Annotated in this window: 16 protein-coding genes; 5 read left to right on the plus strand and 11 right to left on the minus strand. The window is 27.1% G+C overall.

From position 1 onward, the window contains the following. Positions 1-50: 50 nt before the first annotated feature. From AFAEC_RS01335 to AFAEC_RS01350, 4 genes are all read right to left on the minus strand, one after another. Positions 51-737: a F0F1 ATP synthase subunit A gene (locus AFAEC_RS01335; RefSeq protein WP_026806618.1), complete on the minus strand. Its 687-nt coding sequence runs from the start codon at positions 735-737 to the stop codon at positions 51-53. A gap of 90 nt (positions 738-827) precedes the next feature. Beyond that, the gene (ilvA, locus tag AFAEC_RS01340) at positions 828-2,033 is read right to left on the minus strand and encodes a threonine ammonia-lyase (protein ID WP_026806617.1); all 1,206 of its coding nucleotides are present in this window, start codon (positions 2,031-2,033) and stop codon (positions 828-830) included. A gap of 162 nt (positions 2,034-2,195) precedes the next feature. Beyond that, positions 2,196-2,966: an NUDIX hydrolase gene (locus AFAEC_RS01345; RefSeq protein ID WP_225442386.1), complete on the minus strand. Its 771-nt coding sequence runs from the start codon at positions 2,964-2,966 to the stop codon at positions 2,196-2,198. A gap of 36 nt (positions 2,967-3,002) precedes the next feature. Next, positions 3,003-3,878, minus strand: coding sequence for an AraC family transcriptional regulator (locus AFAEC_RS01350; protein ID WP_026806615.1), 876 nt, complete (start codon positions 3,876-3,878; stop codon positions 3,003-3,005). A gap of 122 nt (positions 3,879-4,000) precedes the next feature. On the opposite strand from AFAEC_RS01350, the gene AFAEC_RS01355 reads away from it, so the two are divergent. After that, entirely contained in the window at positions 4,001-5,107 is a 1,107-nt protein-coding gene (locus AFAEC_RS01355; RefSeq protein ID WP_026806614.1) for an aminotransferase-like domain-containing protein, read from the plus strand. A 9-nt stretch (positions 5,108-5,116) separates the two neighbouring features. Here AFAEC_RS01355 and AFAEC_RS01360 read toward each other — a convergent pair whose 3' ends face one another. The 4 genes from AFAEC_RS01360 to trmD all read right to left on the minus strand — a co-directional run bounded on the left by AFAEC_RS01360 (position 5,117) and on the right by trmD (position 7,395). After that, positions 5,117-5,659: a hypothetical protein gene (locus AFAEC_RS01360; RefSeq protein WP_026806613.1), complete on the minus strand. Its 543-nt coding sequence runs from the start codon at positions 5,657-5,659 to the stop codon at positions 5,117-5,119. Then, positions 5,640-6,263: a DedA family protein gene (locus AFAEC_RS01365; RefSeq protein ID WP_026806612.1), complete on the minus strand. Its 624-nt coding sequence runs from the start codon at positions 6,261-6,263 to the stop codon at positions 5,640-5,642. Before AFAEC_RS01365 ends, AFAEC_RS01360 begins: the two co-directional genes overlap by 20 nt. Before the next feature lie 101 nt (positions 6,264-6,364). Then, a complete protein-coding gene (gene rplS / locus AFAEC_RS01370) occupies positions 6,365-6,721 on the minus strand; it encodes a 50S ribosomal protein L19 (protein ID WP_026806611.1) in 357 nt (118 codons plus the stop codon). Then, positions 6,718-7,395, minus strand: coding sequence for a tRNA (guanosine(37)-N1)-methyltransferase TrmD (gene trmD / locus AFAEC_RS01375; protein ID WP_026806610.1), 678 nt, complete (start codon positions 7,393-7,395; stop codon positions 6,718-6,720). The genes rplS and trmD overlap by 4 nt, the downstream gene beginning before the upstream one ends. 113 nt (positions 7,396-7,508) lie before the next feature. Between trmD and AFAEC_RS01380 the strand changes: the two genes are divergently transcribed. From AFAEC_RS01380 to AFAEC_RS01390, 3 genes are all read left to right on the plus strand, one after another. Further along, on the plus strand, positions 7,509-7,862 hold the full coding sequence (locus AFAEC_RS01380) for a hypothetical protein (RefSeq protein WP_026806609.1): 354 nt from the start codon (positions 7,509-7,511) through the stop codon (positions 7,860-7,862). A gap of 98 nt (positions 7,863-7,960) precedes the next feature. After that, positions 7,961-10,225, plus strand: a complete 2,265-nt coding sequence (metE, locus tag AFAEC_RS01385) for a 5-methyltetrahydropteroyltriglutamate--homocysteine S-methyltransferase (RefSeq protein ID WP_026806608.1) — start codon at positions 7,961-7,963, stop codon at positions 10,223-10,225. Positions 10,226-10,327: 102 nt separating this feature from the next. Beyond that, the gene (locus tag AFAEC_RS01390) at positions 10,328-10,711 is read left to right on the plus strand and encodes a RidA family protein (protein ID WP_026806607.1); all 384 of its coding nucleotides are present in this window, start codon (positions 10,328-10,330) and stop codon (positions 10,709-10,711) included. 182 nt (positions 10,712-10,893) lie between these two features. On the opposite strand, the gene AFAEC_RS01395 is transcribed toward AFAEC_RS01390, so the two are convergent. The 3 genes from AFAEC_RS01395 to AFAEC_RS01405 are packed head-to-tail and all read right to left on the minus strand — an operon-like array spanning position 10,894 to position 14,424. Further along, the gene (locus tag AFAEC_RS01395; RefSeq protein WP_225442387.1) at positions 10,894-13,041 is read right to left on the minus strand and encodes a helix-hairpin-helix domain-containing protein; all 2,148 of its coding nucleotides are present in this window, start codon (positions 13,039-13,041) and stop codon (positions 10,894-10,896) included. A gap of 36 nt (positions 13,042-13,077) precedes the next feature. Next, positions 13,078-13,308 (minus strand): hypothetical protein, encoded by a 231-nt coding sequence (locus tag AFAEC_RS01400; RefSeq protein ID WP_026806605.1) that lies wholly within the window; start codon positions 13,306-13,308, stop codon positions 13,078-13,080. Between the two features lie 30 nt (positions 13,309-13,338). Next, the gene (locus tag AFAEC_RS01405) at positions 13,339-14,424 is read right to left on the minus strand and encodes a zinc-binding metallopeptidase family protein (protein ID WP_034216716.1); all 1,086 of its coding nucleotides are present in this window, start codon (positions 14,422-14,424) and stop codon (positions 13,339-13,341) included. Positions 14,425-14,642: 218 nt separating this feature from the next. Between AFAEC_RS01405 and AFAEC_RS01410 the strand changes: the two genes are divergently transcribed. Next, positions 14,643-16,223 carry a nitrite/sulfite reductase gene (locus AFAEC_RS01410; RefSeq protein ID WP_026806603.1) on the plus strand — a complete coding sequence of 527 codons (1,581 nt, stop codon included), beginning with the start codon at positions 14,643-14,645 and terminating at the stop codon, positions 16,221-16,223. Positions 16,224-16,229: the final 6 nt, after the last annotated feature.

Raw genomic sequence — 16,229 nt, forward strand, 5'->3', positions numbered from 1 at the left:
AAGGGAAGTAGCAAATTCTGCCACCTCCCTTTTAATCTTTAAGAATTTTCTTAATGATGTTCTTCTTCCATCATAATAGATCCAGCAATATAAACATATGTTAGGATACTAAAAATAAATGCTTGTAAGAAACCAAATGCTGTTAATAGGAAAAACCCTGGTAATGGTAAAATCCATGGAACTAACATTAAAAGAACCATTAAGAACATATCATCTCCTCTAATTGATCCAAATAATCTAAAAGATAAAGATATAATTCTTGAAATATGAGAAATAATTTCAATTGGGAACATTAAAGGAGCAAGTATTGGCATTGGTCCCATAAAGTGTTTGAAATAGTTTACAAAACCATTTTTCTTAATTCCTAAATAGTTGTAATAAACAAATACAATTAAAGCTAAAGATAGAGTAAAGTTAATATTTGAAGTAGGTGCTTCAAATCCTGGAATTACCCCAATCATATTACTTACGAAAATAACTAAAGCTAAAGAGCCAATTAAAGGCATATAAGTTCTAGCATTTTTTTCACCCATTGTATCGCTACCCATAGTAATAATACCACCTACAAATGTTTCCATAACATTTTGACTTCCAGTTGGAACTAGTTGTAGTTTTCTTGTAGCCATTCTTGAAATTAGAAAAATAATTCCAATTACTAAAACAAAGTGAGATAAAATTATCCACTCTTGACCGTGACCACCAATAGTTCCTAAGAATGTAAACAGTCTTCCTTCCATTTTCTTCCTTTTTTTCTTTCTACAATTACTAAATTATGCTCGGATTATAATATTTGTTTTCTAAAAACTTTATAAATATTATAAATTAAGTTAGATTTGTTTAAATCTAAAGCCTTGTTGTTTCAAATTTTCTCTTATTAATTCTTGATGTTCTTCACCTTTTGTTTCTAAAGCTATTGTAACATGAGCTTCTCCAAACTCTAATTTAAGTGAATTTCTATCAAAATCAATTTGAACTATGTTTGCTGCACTTTTTGTGAAAATCTCTGTTAGCTTCATCAAAGCTCCTGGTTTATCCATAAGTGTAACTATTAAGTTCATTTTTCTGTGAGATTTAATTAAACCTTTTTCAATTATTAAAGATAACATTGTAACATCAATATTTCCGCCACTAACTATTGCACAAACTTTTTTATTTTCAATATCAACTTTATCATGCATAATTGCTGCAACACTTACTGCTCCAGCTCCTTCAACCATAAGTTTATGTCGTTCTAATAAAAATAAAATTGCATTTGAGATTTCATTATCACTTACTTCTACTATTTCATCTACATACTCTAATATAATATCTAAAAGTTTTGGAGTAACATCTCTTACAGCAATCCCATCAGCAATAGTTCTTACACTACTTGAATCAATAGGAAGTCTTGCTTCAAAACTCTCTTTCATACCTTTTGCACCACTTGCAACAACACCCGTTATTTTTATATTTGGATTTATAGATTTTGCTGCTATTGCAATACCTGCTATTAAACCACCACCACCAATTGGCACTATTAGGTGTTCAATCTCTGGAATTTGTTCTAAAACTTCTAAAGCTATTGTTCCTTGACCAGCTATTACTTCATCATCAGCAAAAGGGTGAACAAACTCTTTATTATTCTCTTTTGTAAATTTTACGGCACTTGCATAGGCTTCATCAAAATTTTCACCTGTTAAAACTACATTTGCCCCATAAGATTTTACTCCTAAAACTTTTGTAAGAGGTGTAGCTTCTGGCATAAAAATAGTTGCTTCACATCCAAAATATTGTGCTGCAAAAGCTAAGCCTTGAGCATGATTTCCTGCACTTGCAGCTACAACTCCAGCTTTTCTTTTAGCTTCATCTAACATAGCCACTTTATTAAAAGCACCTCTTAATTTAAAGCTTCCTGTTATTTGAAGGTTATCCTCTTTTAAGAAAATTTGAGAGTTCTTTTCAAGGCTTAGAAATGGAGCTTTCATAAGTGGAGTTTTTGAAACAGTGTTTTCTAATCTTTTTCTAGCATTTTTTATATTGTTTAGTGTAATCATCTTCTATCTTTTTTTAGAAATTTTGTTAAGATTCTAGCAAATTTTAGCTTTTAGATGGTAACAAAACCTTTTCATTCTTTTGATACTACTTTATAAACATAAATTACTAAGTAGATTAAAAATTTTCTTAAAATAAAAAACAATAGATATTTGTTTTATAAATCACTTTTCTTTTACAAAAAAAAGTTCAAATTCATTTTTAAGATGACTTAAAATAGAAGTTTCATTCTTTTCTAATCCACCCTGACTTATTGCTGATTTTACGATAGTTTTTGTATATTGATGAATATCATTTCTATCAAACATCTCATCTAGTTTTAGCCAAATAGCTTCACTTATCTCCTCTTTATCTTTTATATCAATTTTTAAACTTTTTGGTTTGGCTAGACATAGAACATATAAATTTGATTTATGAAATTGGTGTGGATAAAAATGTCCTAAGGAGACAATTTTTTCAAACTCTACAACAACTCCTGTCTCTTCAAAAACTTCTCTACTTAAAGCCTGAGAAATCATCTCTGCATCATCAATATGTCCACCAGGAAGTTTATAATACTCATTTCTTATATTCTCTTTTATAAGTAAAATCTCTTTTTTACTATTTATTACAATAGCTCCAACTCCTAAAGTATGGTTTGCTAGTGTTGGAACTATGGCATTTTGTTTTAAAACTTTTACTAAAAGTAGATAATTTTTATTGCAAGAGTGAAAAGTAAAACCATATTTTGTAGATATTGGAATAAAATCAGAGTTTTTTATATCTATATATATCCAAATTAAGTTTCTTTTATCTTTTACTTCATCTATTAAAATTTGTAAATTCTTTTCAAACTCTATAATATCTTTTGGTAAATCCTCTTTTTCTATAGTTATTCCATTGTATGGATCAAGGCTTGTTTTAAAATTTGCTATAAACTCTATACTTGTATTCATTATCTATCCTTTTAAATGGTTTTTTTTTGCAAAACTCTATACATATCTAATTGGCAAATAAAAATCTAAAATAAATTCCCCATCATCACTTAAAAAGTGATTTTTATTATAAATAGTATATGATGGATTTGTAGTTGTTTCATAGCCACTGCGTATCAGCCAACTATGATAAACCCATTGAATTAACTTTATAACATCACCATATTTCCCACTTAAATTAAATTTTGCATAAATTCCTTTTGGTATTATTAAATTAGGAAGAGATAAATTTTTTAAATTCTCTTCATCTTTTAAAACAGCAATAGCTATATATTGGCACTCTTCAAGGGGTGTGATAATTGGATTATTATGATAAAGAGCCATTTGTTTATACTCTTTTATATCATTTGTATAAATCCAAGTTTGAAGTTTTGCCCAAGTTTGTTTTATAGTTTTATCATAACCTTTGTGTCTTATATAGTAACCTTTTAGTTCTGGCATTTTTACAATTATTGGTTCAATATTAAAAAAATCTATATCTTCTTTATCTTGTGAGAATTTCTCAACTATTTTATTTGAATACTCTTTATAACCACCATTTTTCCACTCTTTTGGAGTCATATTGAATCTTTGTTTGAAGCTTCTTAAAAATGAAGTTTGAGAGCTATATCCTATCATTGTAGCAATATCACTTATTGTCGAAAATCTATTTGTTATGAGTAAATTTGCAGCTTTTTCAAGCCTTATAGATTTAATACTTTCATAAATATTTTTTCCAAACTCTTCTTTAAAAATACGATGAAGATGAAACTTGCTAATATTTAATTCTAAACTTAACTCATCTATATTTATATTTGTATCAATATATTTATAAATATAGTTCATAACATTATTTGCTATTTTAGCTCGCTTTTCATAAGTTATTTTTTTCATAAAGATATTGTAGCAAGAATTGTATTTAAATTTAGCAAAAATAGATAATAATGAGAGCATTTTATGTAAAGTATTAATAGCTATTTTGATGTAATATTTTAAAAAAATTAAGGAATCTTAAAATGAAACGATCATTTATAAGAGAAATTCTTGAATCAATAGATGAAGAGACTATCTCATTTGCGGGTGGACTTCCAAATTCAAATCTATTTCCAATACAAGATTTAAGAAATGCAACATTAAAAATATTGGACAATCCAAAAGTTTATCAATATACAATTAGTAATGGAATCAATGAATTAAGAGAACAAATTGCCAAAAGATATACAAAAGAGGGATTTCCTACAACAAAAGATAATATTTTAATTACAACAGGAAGCCAACAAGCTATGTATATTTTGGCTAAGTTTTTTGAAAATAAAGAGATAACTATTGAAGAACCATCGTATTTAGGAGCTATGAATATTTTTAGATTAAATAATCTAAAAATGGATGGTGTAAAACTAGAAGATGATGGAATAAATATAGAAGGGTTTGAGAAAAGTTTTAAAAATAGTAAATTAGCCTATTTAATTCCAGATTTTCAAAATCCAAGTGCTACAACTTATAGTGAAGAAAAAAGAGAAGAAATATCAAAAATAGTAGAGAAATATGATGGTGTTTTAATAGAAGATAGCCCTTATAGTGAGTTATTCTTTGAGAAAAAAATGGCATATATTAGTGCTAAATTACCAAAAAACTCTTTTCATTTAGGAAGTTTTTCAAAAACTTTAGTACCAAGTTATAGAATTGGTTGGATAAGAGCTGATGAACAAAAGATAAAATCATTGATGATTATAAAAGAGAGTATTGATTTACACTCTAGTGGTTTTGTACAATATATTTTGGCTGAGTATTTAAAAGATGAAGCAAAATATGAGAAACATCTACAATCAATAAGAGATGATTATAAAGTAAAAGCAGACTATTTTTCAGAACAATTAAATCTTATAATACCTGAATTCAAACACCAAAAACCAAAAGGTGGGATGTTTTTATATGGAAGTTTTAAAGATAAGATAGATACTTTTGCTCTTATAGAAAAGTGTTTAAAGAAAAAGGTTGTTTATGTTCCAGGAAATCAGTTTTATATAGATAAAATTCCAAATAGTGAGATAAGATTTAACTATACACATTCAAGCTTTGAACAGATAGAAAAAGGGATTAAACTTATAAAAAGTTGTTTATAAGTCTGTTTCTTATTTTTGAAATTTCTTTTTTAGTTTTTGATAAAGTTCAATCACTCTATTTTTTATAGAGTGTTTTGAAAAATCAAACTTTGAGTTTATATACTCTTTTATATTATCTATTTTTTCATAAATCATAAGATAAATTTTTGAGTGTTGAATTTTATTTTTTAAATAGATTAAATTATCATAAACTATTTCAAACCAACGAAATTTTAAAAGTTTTGGTTTTGTGATATCAAAGAACCATAAAATGAGGATGGCTAAAGGAATTTTTAAAAGATATATAAAAATAGCACTTATAACTTTCCCTTGAACAAAAATAATAGCAGCATAAACTCCCAAAAGTTCAACTATTGTAAAAAAGATTAAAAATATGCTTAAAATAATATATGAATTTAAACTTTCTATTTTTGAAACTAGATTTAAAAAGAGATTTAATTTTAAGATTTTATTGATTATTGGTTTTGAGATTTTTTCCCAAATAAGTTCTTCAAATATAATATAAATAGAAATTAAAATAATTAAGAAAAAATCAAATATTTTTCTTAGCATCTCTTCTCTTATTTTTATAAATTTTATAATAGATATAACTAAAAATAACTATTGCAACTAAAATTGCTATTATAATTTGGTGTAAATAATCTTTTAATAGTTCTTCATTATTTCCTAAAAAATAACCTAAATATGCTAAAACTATCATCCAAATTCCTGAACCTAAAGTTGTATATAAAATAAATTTTGCTAAGTTCATTCGTGCTAACCCAGCTGGAAGTGAGATATATTGTCTTATAACAGGAACTAATCTTCCAAAAAAAGTAGAAATATGTCCATGCTCTTTAAAGAATTTTTCTATTTTTTCTAAAGTTTCCTCTTTTATAAAAATATAATTACCATATTTTATTAAAAGTTTTCTTCCTAATTTAATTGCTAAATAGTAGTTAAATAAAGCCCCTGCAAGTGAACCTAAAATCCCTGATATTACTACTAAAAGCATACTCATTTCACCTTTATATACTAAATATCCTGCTGGTATCATCACAACTTCAGATGGAAAAGGAATAATAAATGAGCTTTCAATAAACATCATTATAAAAATTCCAATATAACCTAAATCTCCAACAGTTTGAACAATAAAGTTAATTATTTCTGATAACAATTTTTTCCTTTAAATTAGGTAGTAGTGTAAAAATGAGACTATTTTAAATATTTGTAGAAGTTAGGAGTTTAAAAATTAATAAATTAAGGCAAAAGCCTTAATTATCTTTTTAACTCTTTAATTCTTGCAGCTTTACCTTTTAACTCTCTTAAATAGTTAAGTTTAGCTCTTCTTACTCTTCCTCTTCTAATTACTTCAAAAGATTTTAAAGATTCACAGTATAGTGGGAAAATTCTCTCAACACCAACACTATTTGCTCCAAGTTTTCTAATTGTAAAAGTAGCATCAACACCATTTCCGCTTCTTCCAATAACAACACCTTCGAAAGTTTGAACTCTTTTTTTCTCACCTTCTTTAATCTCAACACCAAGTCTTACTGTATCTCCTGCTCTAAAAGCTGGAACTTCTTTAGAAGCAATTTGTGCTGCTTCAAAGCTTGCTATATATCTATTTTTCATCTTCTTTCCTTATTCGGTCTATAATATTTTGTCTTGCAAATTGACATCTGGAATTTTAAGTCGCAAATTTTACTATGGTTTCCCTTTAAATATTCTTTAATGACACTTAAATTTTGGAATTTTTCAGGTTTTGTAAAAGCTGGAGCTTCTAAAAGATTATTTTCATAGCTTTCCATTTCCAGGGAAGCTTCATTTCCTAAAACTTTTTCTACATTTCTTGAGATTGAATCTGCCATAACAAGTGATGGTAACTCTCCACCAGTTAAAATATACTCTCCAATACTAAAAACTTCATTAGCATATTTTTCAATAACTCTTTCATCGATTCCTTCATATCTTCCACTTACAAAAACAATATTTTTTTTATTTGCAAGTCTTTTTGCATCATTTTGACGAAAAGGTTTGGCTGCAGCTAAAGGAAAAACAATATAAGCATCTTCATTTTTTCTTTTAATCTCATCTAAACAATCAAAAAGTGGTTGGCAAAATAGAAGCATTCCTGCTCCACCACCAATCATTGACTCATCTACTTTTTTATGTTTATTAGTTGTAAAATCTCGTGGATTATAAAATTCATAAGATATAAGATTTGACTCATATGCTCTTTTTAATATAGAGTCTTTAAAATAAGGTTCTATTAAATTAGGGAAAAGTGTTACAAATGTAAATTTCAATCTTAAAATCCGCTCTTTTTTTAATTAGAATAATATCATATTTACTTTTATTTATAATTAAGCATTAATCATTTAGACTTCTCATTATAATATATAAATAAAAGGTTTCTTAATTGAAAATATTAAATGGTTTTGGCAAAAAATATTTTACATTGTCATCTATTCAAGCATATAGTGTAGCTATAACTCTACACAGTATTAGTATATCTTGTAAAAACCATTTAATTAATAAATTACAAATATCTTCACAAAATGATGAAGATATAGAAGAACCACCTCCAACCTTATCACAAATTTTACAATCTTGTTTTATTCAAAATGGTAAACCTTGTCATTGCGACTGTTTTTTTAGAAGAAAAGCAGCACTTGCTGTTAGACTTTTTAAATATATTCCTAGATGTCCATTCTATTGTACATTCTTTGCTTTTAGAAGAACTGGCGTTCACCCTCCCTTATTAACATTTTAATTTCATATCAATTAAAAGAAATGATATAGTTACTTAAACTTTGTTATCTATATTTTTTATAGAGAATTAAATTTATTAATATTAATAAGGATATTAAAATGAAAAAAAATTATGTTATAGGTTTTCCACGAATTGGTGAAAAAAGAGAGTTAAAAAAAGTTTTAGAAGATTTTTGGGCAAAAAAAGTTGATTTTAGTGAAGTAAAATTTGTTGCAGAAAATTTAAGAAAAAGACATTGGACTTATCAAAAAGAAGCAAAAATAGATTTTATAGCTTCAAATGATTTCTCATATTATGACAATATGCTAGATACTACTATTCTTTTAGGTGCAATTCCACAAAGATTTAAAAACTTAAAAGATGAAGAGTTATATTTTGCAATGGCAAGAGGAAATCAAGATTGTGTTGCTATGGAGATGACAAAATGGTTTAATACAAACTATCATTATATTGTTCCAGAAATTTCAAAAGATACAAAATTTGCACTAAACTCTAAAAAAGTAATAGAAGAGTATAAAGAGGCAAAAGAGTTAGAGATAAATACAAAAATTAATTTAATTGGAGCAATTACATATTTAGGTTTATCAAAAAGTGTAGATAATAGTGATGTTTTTGCACATATTTCTAATGTAGTTGAAGTTTATAAGGAGCTATTATTAGAAATTTCTAAATTAGATGATGAAGTAGTTGTAGAGTTTACAGAGCCACTATTTGTAAAAGATTTAGATACAAAAGTTCTATCTTTATTAAAACCAGTTTATGATGCTTTAACTTCTGTTGCTCCAAATATTAAAATAGTTGTTACAACATATTTTGAACACTCTAATGAAGCAACAAAAATCTTAGTAAATACTCCAATTTGGGCATTAGGATTAGATTTTATTTATGGAGCTAAAAACCTTGAAGCATTAGAATTTATTAAAAATTCAAATAAAGTTTTAATTGCTGGAGTTATTGATGGAAGAAATATTTGGAAAAGTAATTTTGAAGATAAAATAAATCTTTTAAATGAAATAACAAAAGTAGTTCCAAAAGAAAATATCATTGTGGGAACTTCTTGTTCTCTTTTACATGTACCATTTACATTAAATTATGAAGAAAAACTAGATTCAGAAATAAAATCATGGTTAGCATTTGCAGTAGAAAAATTAAAAGAGTTATCACTTGTATCTAAACAGTTTTTTGGATTAAAATTATCTTTAGAAGATATTGCAAATATTGAGAAAAATGCAAAAGAGAATAAAGAGAGAAAAGTATCTACAAAAATCCATAATAGTGCGGTTCAAGATGAGATAAAAAATTTAAAAGTTTTTGAAAGAGCTGATAAATTTCAAGATAGAATAAAAGTTCAAAGAGAATTCTTTAAATATGAAGCTCTTGCAACTACTACTATTGGGTCATTCCCTCAAACTCCTGAAATTAGAGAGAATAGAAAAAAATATAAAGCAAATACTATTTCAAAAGAAGAGTATGAAGCAGAGATTAAAAAATATATTGATGATTGTGTAGCATTCCAAGATGAAATTGGTCTTGATGTTTTAGTTCACGGAGAGCCAGAAAGAAATGATATGGTTGAATATTTTGGTGAGCTAATGAACGGTTTTGCCTTTACTCAAAATGCGTGGGTACAATCTTATGGAAGTAGATGTGTAAAACCACCTTTAATTTATGGAGATGTTTCAAGACCAAATCCTATGACTGTTGAGTGGATAAAATATGCTCAAAGTAAAACAAAAAAAGTTATGAAAGGGATGCTAACAGGACCTGTAACTATTCTTAATTGGTCATTTGTAAGAGATGATATCCCTAGAAATGAAGTTACAAAACAGATAGCTTTAGGTATAAATAAAGAGGTAGATGATTTACAAAATGCTGGAATTAAAATGATTCAAGTTGATGAAGCTGCATTTAAAGAGGGTTATCCTTTAAGAAAAGAGAATATCAAAGCTTATGAAAACTGGGCAGTTGAAAACTTTAGACTTAGTGTTAGTTGTGCAAAAGCTGATACTCAAATTCATACTCATATGTGTTATAGTGAATTTAATGATATTATTAAAACTATTGAAGCTATGGATGCTGATGTTATCTCTATTGAGACTGCAAGAAGTGGAAATAGACTTTTAAGAATATTTAAAGAAGTAGCGTATAAACAAGAAATAGGACCTGGAATTTATGATATTCATAGTCCAAGAGTTCCAAGTGTTGATGAGATGGTAGCTCAAATTAAAGCTTTAATTGAAGTTTTACCAAAAGAGCAACTATGGATAAATCCAGATTGTGGTTTAAAAACTAGAAAATGGCCAGAAGTAAAAGAGAGCTTAAAAAATCTTGTTGAAGCTGTAAGAATAGTAAAAAATAGCTAAAAATCTTAAAGAAGAGCCTTCTTAAGGCTCTTTTAAATCAAATTTCTAAATCCAAGTAAAAACTAAATATAATACAAAATCAAAAAATATAAAGGATATAAAATGAAACAAATTGTAAGTACACAAGATGCTCCTAGTGCAATTGGACCATATAATCAAGCAACAACTTTTGAAAAGTTAGTATTTACTTCAGGACAAATCGCACTTGACCCAAAAACTATGGATATAGTAAGTGGTGGAGTTCAAGAGCAAACAAAACAAGTTATGGAAAATCTAAAAGCTGTTTTAGAAGAAGCCGGAAGTTCTTTTGAAAATGTTTTAAAAACAACTTGTTATTTATCAGATATGGATAACTTTGTAGCTTTCAATGAAATCTATGGACAATATTTTAAAGTAGAAACTGCACCTGCAAGAAGTACAGTAGCAGTAAAAACTTTACCAAAAAATGTATTAGTTGAGGTAGATGTAATAGCATATAAAAACTAGAATTTTTTCTAGTTTGTAAGTAAAAGATAAAAATATTGAACTTTCTTATTAAATAAAATTTTTGTTACAAAGAAATATTTTCTTTAAAGTAAATATTGTTATTTTAAGAACTAGGGATTTTCTCTAGTTTTATATTCTCTATGAAAAATTTTGTTGATAAAAACTTATTTTTAATTGTTTATTTATTTGTTTAAACTTACTCCAACTCTTTGTTTTTCTAAATCCACACTTATAACTTTTAGATTCTCTAAATTCTGATTTATACTTAAAACTTCACTAGGGTGATTTACTCTTTTTTGACTGATTTGTGAAATATGAAGTAGGACATCATTTTTTAGACCAATATCTACAAAAGCTCCAAAATCTGTGATATTTCTTACAATTCCATTTAAAATAAATCCCTCTTTTAGGTCATTTATATCTAAAATATCATTTGCAAATTTTACTTGATTAAAATCCATTCTTACATCAAAGCCCACTTTTGTAAGTTCATTTACTATATCTTTTATTTTAAAAACTGTTGTATTTAATTCATTTGCGGTTTTTTCAAAATCAGTAATTTTTTCTATATCATAATTTTTTTGTAATTTTGAAGTAAGTTCATAATCTTCAGGATGAATTGCTGTATTATCTAGTATCGATAATCCATCTTTTATTCGTAAAAATCCTACACTTTGTTCATAAGATTTTGCTCCTATTCCTTTTACTTTTAAAAGCTCACTTTTTGTGCTAAATTTTTTAATCTTTTCTCTATGCTCTACAATATTTTGTGCTAGTTTTTCACTAATTCCAGAGATAAATGAAAGAAGTTTATATGAAGCAGAGTTTAAATCAACCCCAACTTTATTTACCAAATCAATTGTAATATTTTCTATCTTTTGGCTTAGCTCTTTTGGGTTTACATCGTGTTGATATTGACCAATTCCTAAAGATTTTGGGTCTATTTTTACTAGTGCTGCCATTGGATCACGAAGTCTTTGTGCAATAGAGATTGCTCCACGAATAGTTACATCAAGATTTGGATACTCTAAAGAGGCTATTTTTGAAGCGGAATAAACACTTGCTCCTATTTCACTAACTATTGCATATTTCACATCTAAATTTTCATTTTTTAATAGGATATCTATAAAATTTGCTGTTTCTCTACTTGCTGTTCCATTTCCAATAGCTATAGCGGTGATTTTATATTTTTTGATTAAATCTAAAACTACTTTTGATGAATTTATAAAATCCTCTTTTGGTTTTGTAGGATATATAACTGCACTAGTCAAAAAAAGCCCATTTTCATCAATTACAGCTAATTTACAACCAGTTTTATATCCTGGGTCAATACCAAGTATTATTTGGTTTACAAGTGGTGCTGTTTGAAGTAACTCTTTTAGATTCTTACCAAAAAGTTCAATTGCCTCTTTTGAAGCTTTCTCTTTTAAGTTTGTTATAGCTTCTCTTTTTAAACTTGGTAATAGAAGCCTTTTTAGACCATCTTTATAGCTATCAAAAACTAACTCTTTTGAGGTAGAAGCATTTTCAGGAATTTTATATTTTTTTATATTCTCTAAAATATAGTTTTCATCTATTTCAACTTTTATATTTAGTTGTTTCTCATTTACAGCTCTTAAAATTGCTAAAACTCTATGTGATTTTATATATTTTATCTTTTCATTAATATTTGCAAAGTTTACATAAAGTCCATTTTTATCAAAATCTTTTGTAGGTGTTATTTCTAAAGATCCCCAATTTTGGATAGAGTTTCGTAAAATCTCTTTTGATTTAAAATCATCTGCATATCTTTGTGCAATTATATCTTTTGCACCATTTATAGCATCTTCTACTGTTTTTATATTATTATTTAAATATTGTTTTGCTTTTTGATTTATCTCTTCAATAGAGTATTTCATACTTTGTATTATATTTGCTAGAGGTTCTAGTCCATTTTCTATGGCACTTGTAGTTCTTGAAGATTTTTTCTCTTTAAAAGGTGCATAAATATCTTCTAAAGCTTGTAAAGTTATAGCTTCATCTAAATCTTTTGATATTTTTTCATTTAAAAAATTTTTCTCTTTTAGAAGATTCTTTATCTCCTCTTTTCGTGAAATTAATTTTTTTGAGTATTCATAAATTTCTTCAAAAATTCTAAGTTCATTATCGGTTGCACCATTTGTAAACTCTTTTCTATATCTTGCAATAAATGGAATAGTACAACCATCTTCAAGAAGTTTTATAATATTTTCAATAATATTTATTGGTAAATTAGTTTTTTGATTTAGTAGTTTGATTAAATTCATATTTTCTTTTCTTTTTGAATTTTTTGAAATTGTAGCTAAATTCATAAGCAAAGAGCTTATGAACTTGAAACATATAAGGTTTTAGTCTAAATCGTTAAAGTTTCCTTTACTATTTGATGAGTAGTTATCATTATAATCGTAGTTATCATACTCGCTATAATCAACAGTAAAAATTTTTGGATAACCTAATTTTACTAGCTCTTTATCAATATTCTCTTCACTTAATCTATTTTTCACTCTATCCATGATTAGCTCGATGTCTTCCTCTTTTACATCAGCGGCTCTTAATTCATAAATAATAGCCAAATTCATTTTTGTAAATCCTTCTAAATTTTAAAAATCTTAAATCTTTTCTTCTAAGTATAAACTACTAAGAATAAATAAAATTGCCTCTATTGATTTAATAGATGCAGTCTCTTCAACAGTATGATAACCTGTTGTTGGTATTTGTAAGGTTGCTCCTTGAATAGACCCATTTGATTCCATAACAATTCTTCCAAGTTCCGTACTACCAATACTTATAGGTTTTAAACCTTGCTCAACTCTTAGATGATTTTTTTTAGCTATAAATTCATCTTTGCAAGAGTAGGTAATTTTATGTTTTTTACAAAGCTTTTTTAACTCTTTTAAAAGTGGAGATTTAAATTTTGCATTTGCATCTTTATTTCGTAAAACAACTAGTTGTTTATCAGCTTCTTCTCTATTTTCATAAGGGCTTGTATCTAAAACTATTAGTTTATCAGTAGTTATACTATTTTTTCTAAACCATTCATATACAAATCTCCAGCTCTTTCCAGCCTCTTCTTGAGCTGTAAAAAATGCTGTTCCAGAAAACCCATTTTGATATAAAAATATTATTATGGCAGCTGAAATAACATTATCCAATTGAGCAGAGATTAGTTCATCTTTTTGAACAAGTCTATCCATAAAAGCAACAGGAGTACTAGGAAGTAGATGATTTAAACCTTCTATACTAAAGATAAGATTGTTTATCTCCTCTTTTATGAAGGCATCTTTTATCCTCCCCATTCCTAAATAGCTTCCATTATATGGTTCATAAGCTATTACATTTTGGTTTACATATCTTTTTGCAATTTGTTGATAAGTTTGTTCAGAAAGGGAATTTCCTCTTAAATCAGAGCGATTTTTAGCTAAAAAAGCTGCAAATTGGAACTCATTTGGACCAGTACAAATTATACCATGTCTATCAATATGAGCACTTAACATACCACTAAGTGGTTTTGAGCCTTTAGCAACAAGTAAACCATCATAATGTTCTGTTTGTATACCTAGTTCTTCGAGCTCTCTTTTTATATAAATTAAAAAAGAGTGTTCAGCACCTGTAACAGAAGGAACTCTTATAAGTTGTTTTAAAAGATCTAAAAATAGACCTATACTTTTTGGCTCATTCAAAAATGAAGCACCCAAATTATACTCCTAAAAAATCTAGTAGAATAAAGATAATTTTATTCTATGTTTGCAATTATAAACAAAAAAATTGTTTTTTTTCTGAAATAAAACTTAAAGTAAAAAAATCTATAAAAATTTAATAATCTATAGTTTGTTAATCAGGATTATTTTAATCTATGTTTAAAAATTTAAAGATATAATTCTAAAATATTTTAAAAAAGTAAATAAGGAATAGTATGGCACAATTATCTGAACTTGAACTTTTAAAGGCATCTAGAAATCCTTTGAGAGTAATTGATGATTTATATAAAGAAGCACTTGAAGGAATCCCTTTGAAAGATGAATATATTGGGCTTTTAAAATGGTATGGTATGTATCCACATATAAATAAAGATGGTCTTGAAGATAAAAAATATTTTATGAAAAGAATAAAATTAGTTGATGCTAGAATGAATTTAGAACAATTAAGAGTTATGAGTGAAATTGGAATAAAATATGCAAAAGGTTTAGTTGATTTTACAACTAGACAAAATGTACAGTTTCACTATATTTTAATTAAAGATATTCCAGCTATTTTTGATTTATTAAATAGCGTGGGTTTAACTTCAAGAATGGCATCAGGTGATGGACCAAGACCTATTATGACCTGTCCTGTTAGTGGTTTAGATAATAGTGAGATTTATAATGTACAAGAGCTTTTAAAAAGCGTTGATACCTATTTTGATAAAAATGATGATAGATTTTGTAATTTCCCAAGAAAATTTAAGATGGGAATAAGTGGTTGTGGACATCATTGTGCAAATCATGAGATACAAGATGTTGCATTTACAGCTTTTAAAGATGATAATGGAGAAGTTCTTTTTGACTTAACTATTGGTGGAGGATTATCAAAATCTAAACAAATAGCAACAAGAGCAAAAAAATATGTAAAAGCAGAACAGATTTTAGATGTAAGTGTTGCTTGTGCTGAAATTTTTAGAGATAATGGAAATAGAGATAGTAGAAATAAAGCAAGAGTAAGACATCTTTTAAATGATTGGGGGATAGAAAAATTTGTAGATGAGATTGAAAAAATCTTAGGTTACAAACTTCTTGATGGTGAAATTGAACCAGAAATTAGCTCATTTGAAGATAGAAATCACTTTGGGATAAATAAACAAAAAGAAGTAGGTTTCTCATATGTTGGTTTTGCTACAAATTCTGGAAGAGTTCCTGGAGAACATTTTGTTAAGTTTTACGAAATTTGTAAAAAATATAATGCAGGAGGAATAGCACTTACAGCTACTCAAAATTTTGTGGTTTATGATGTAAAAGATGAGGTAGTTCAAGAGTTAGCAAATGAGTTTGAAGCTTTAGGTTATCCATATAAACCAACAGCTTTTAGAGCAAGACTTCAATCATGTACAGGAAGAGAGTTCTGTAAATTTGGAATAACTGAAACTAAAGAGTATGCAAAAAATATAGTTGTTGAACTTGAAGATAGACTTAAAGATTTTAATGAAGATGTTGCTATCTCTTTTTCAGGTTGTACTCATGGCTGTTCGCAACCGCATATTGCTGATATTGGATTAATTGGTTGTATGATGAGATATGAAGGGCAAAGAGTTGAAGGGTATGAGATACTTTTAGGTGGAAATTTACAAGGAGTAAATAGTAGACTTTCTCAAAAAATAGGTGTAAAAGTTCCATCAAACAAAGTTGTTGATTATATTGTATCATTAGTTGATGATTATAAAAAAGATAGTAAAGGTACTTTAAGGTTTAAAGACTATTTAGCCTCTATTGAACCTCTTAACACAGGAAGTGATGAAGAATAAATAAAG

The organism is Aliarcobacter faecis (assembly GCF_013201705.1).
GTDB classification, from domain to species: domain Bacteria; phylum Campylobacterota; class Campylobacteria; order Campylobacterales; family Arcobacteraceae; genus Aliarcobacter; species Aliarcobacter faecis.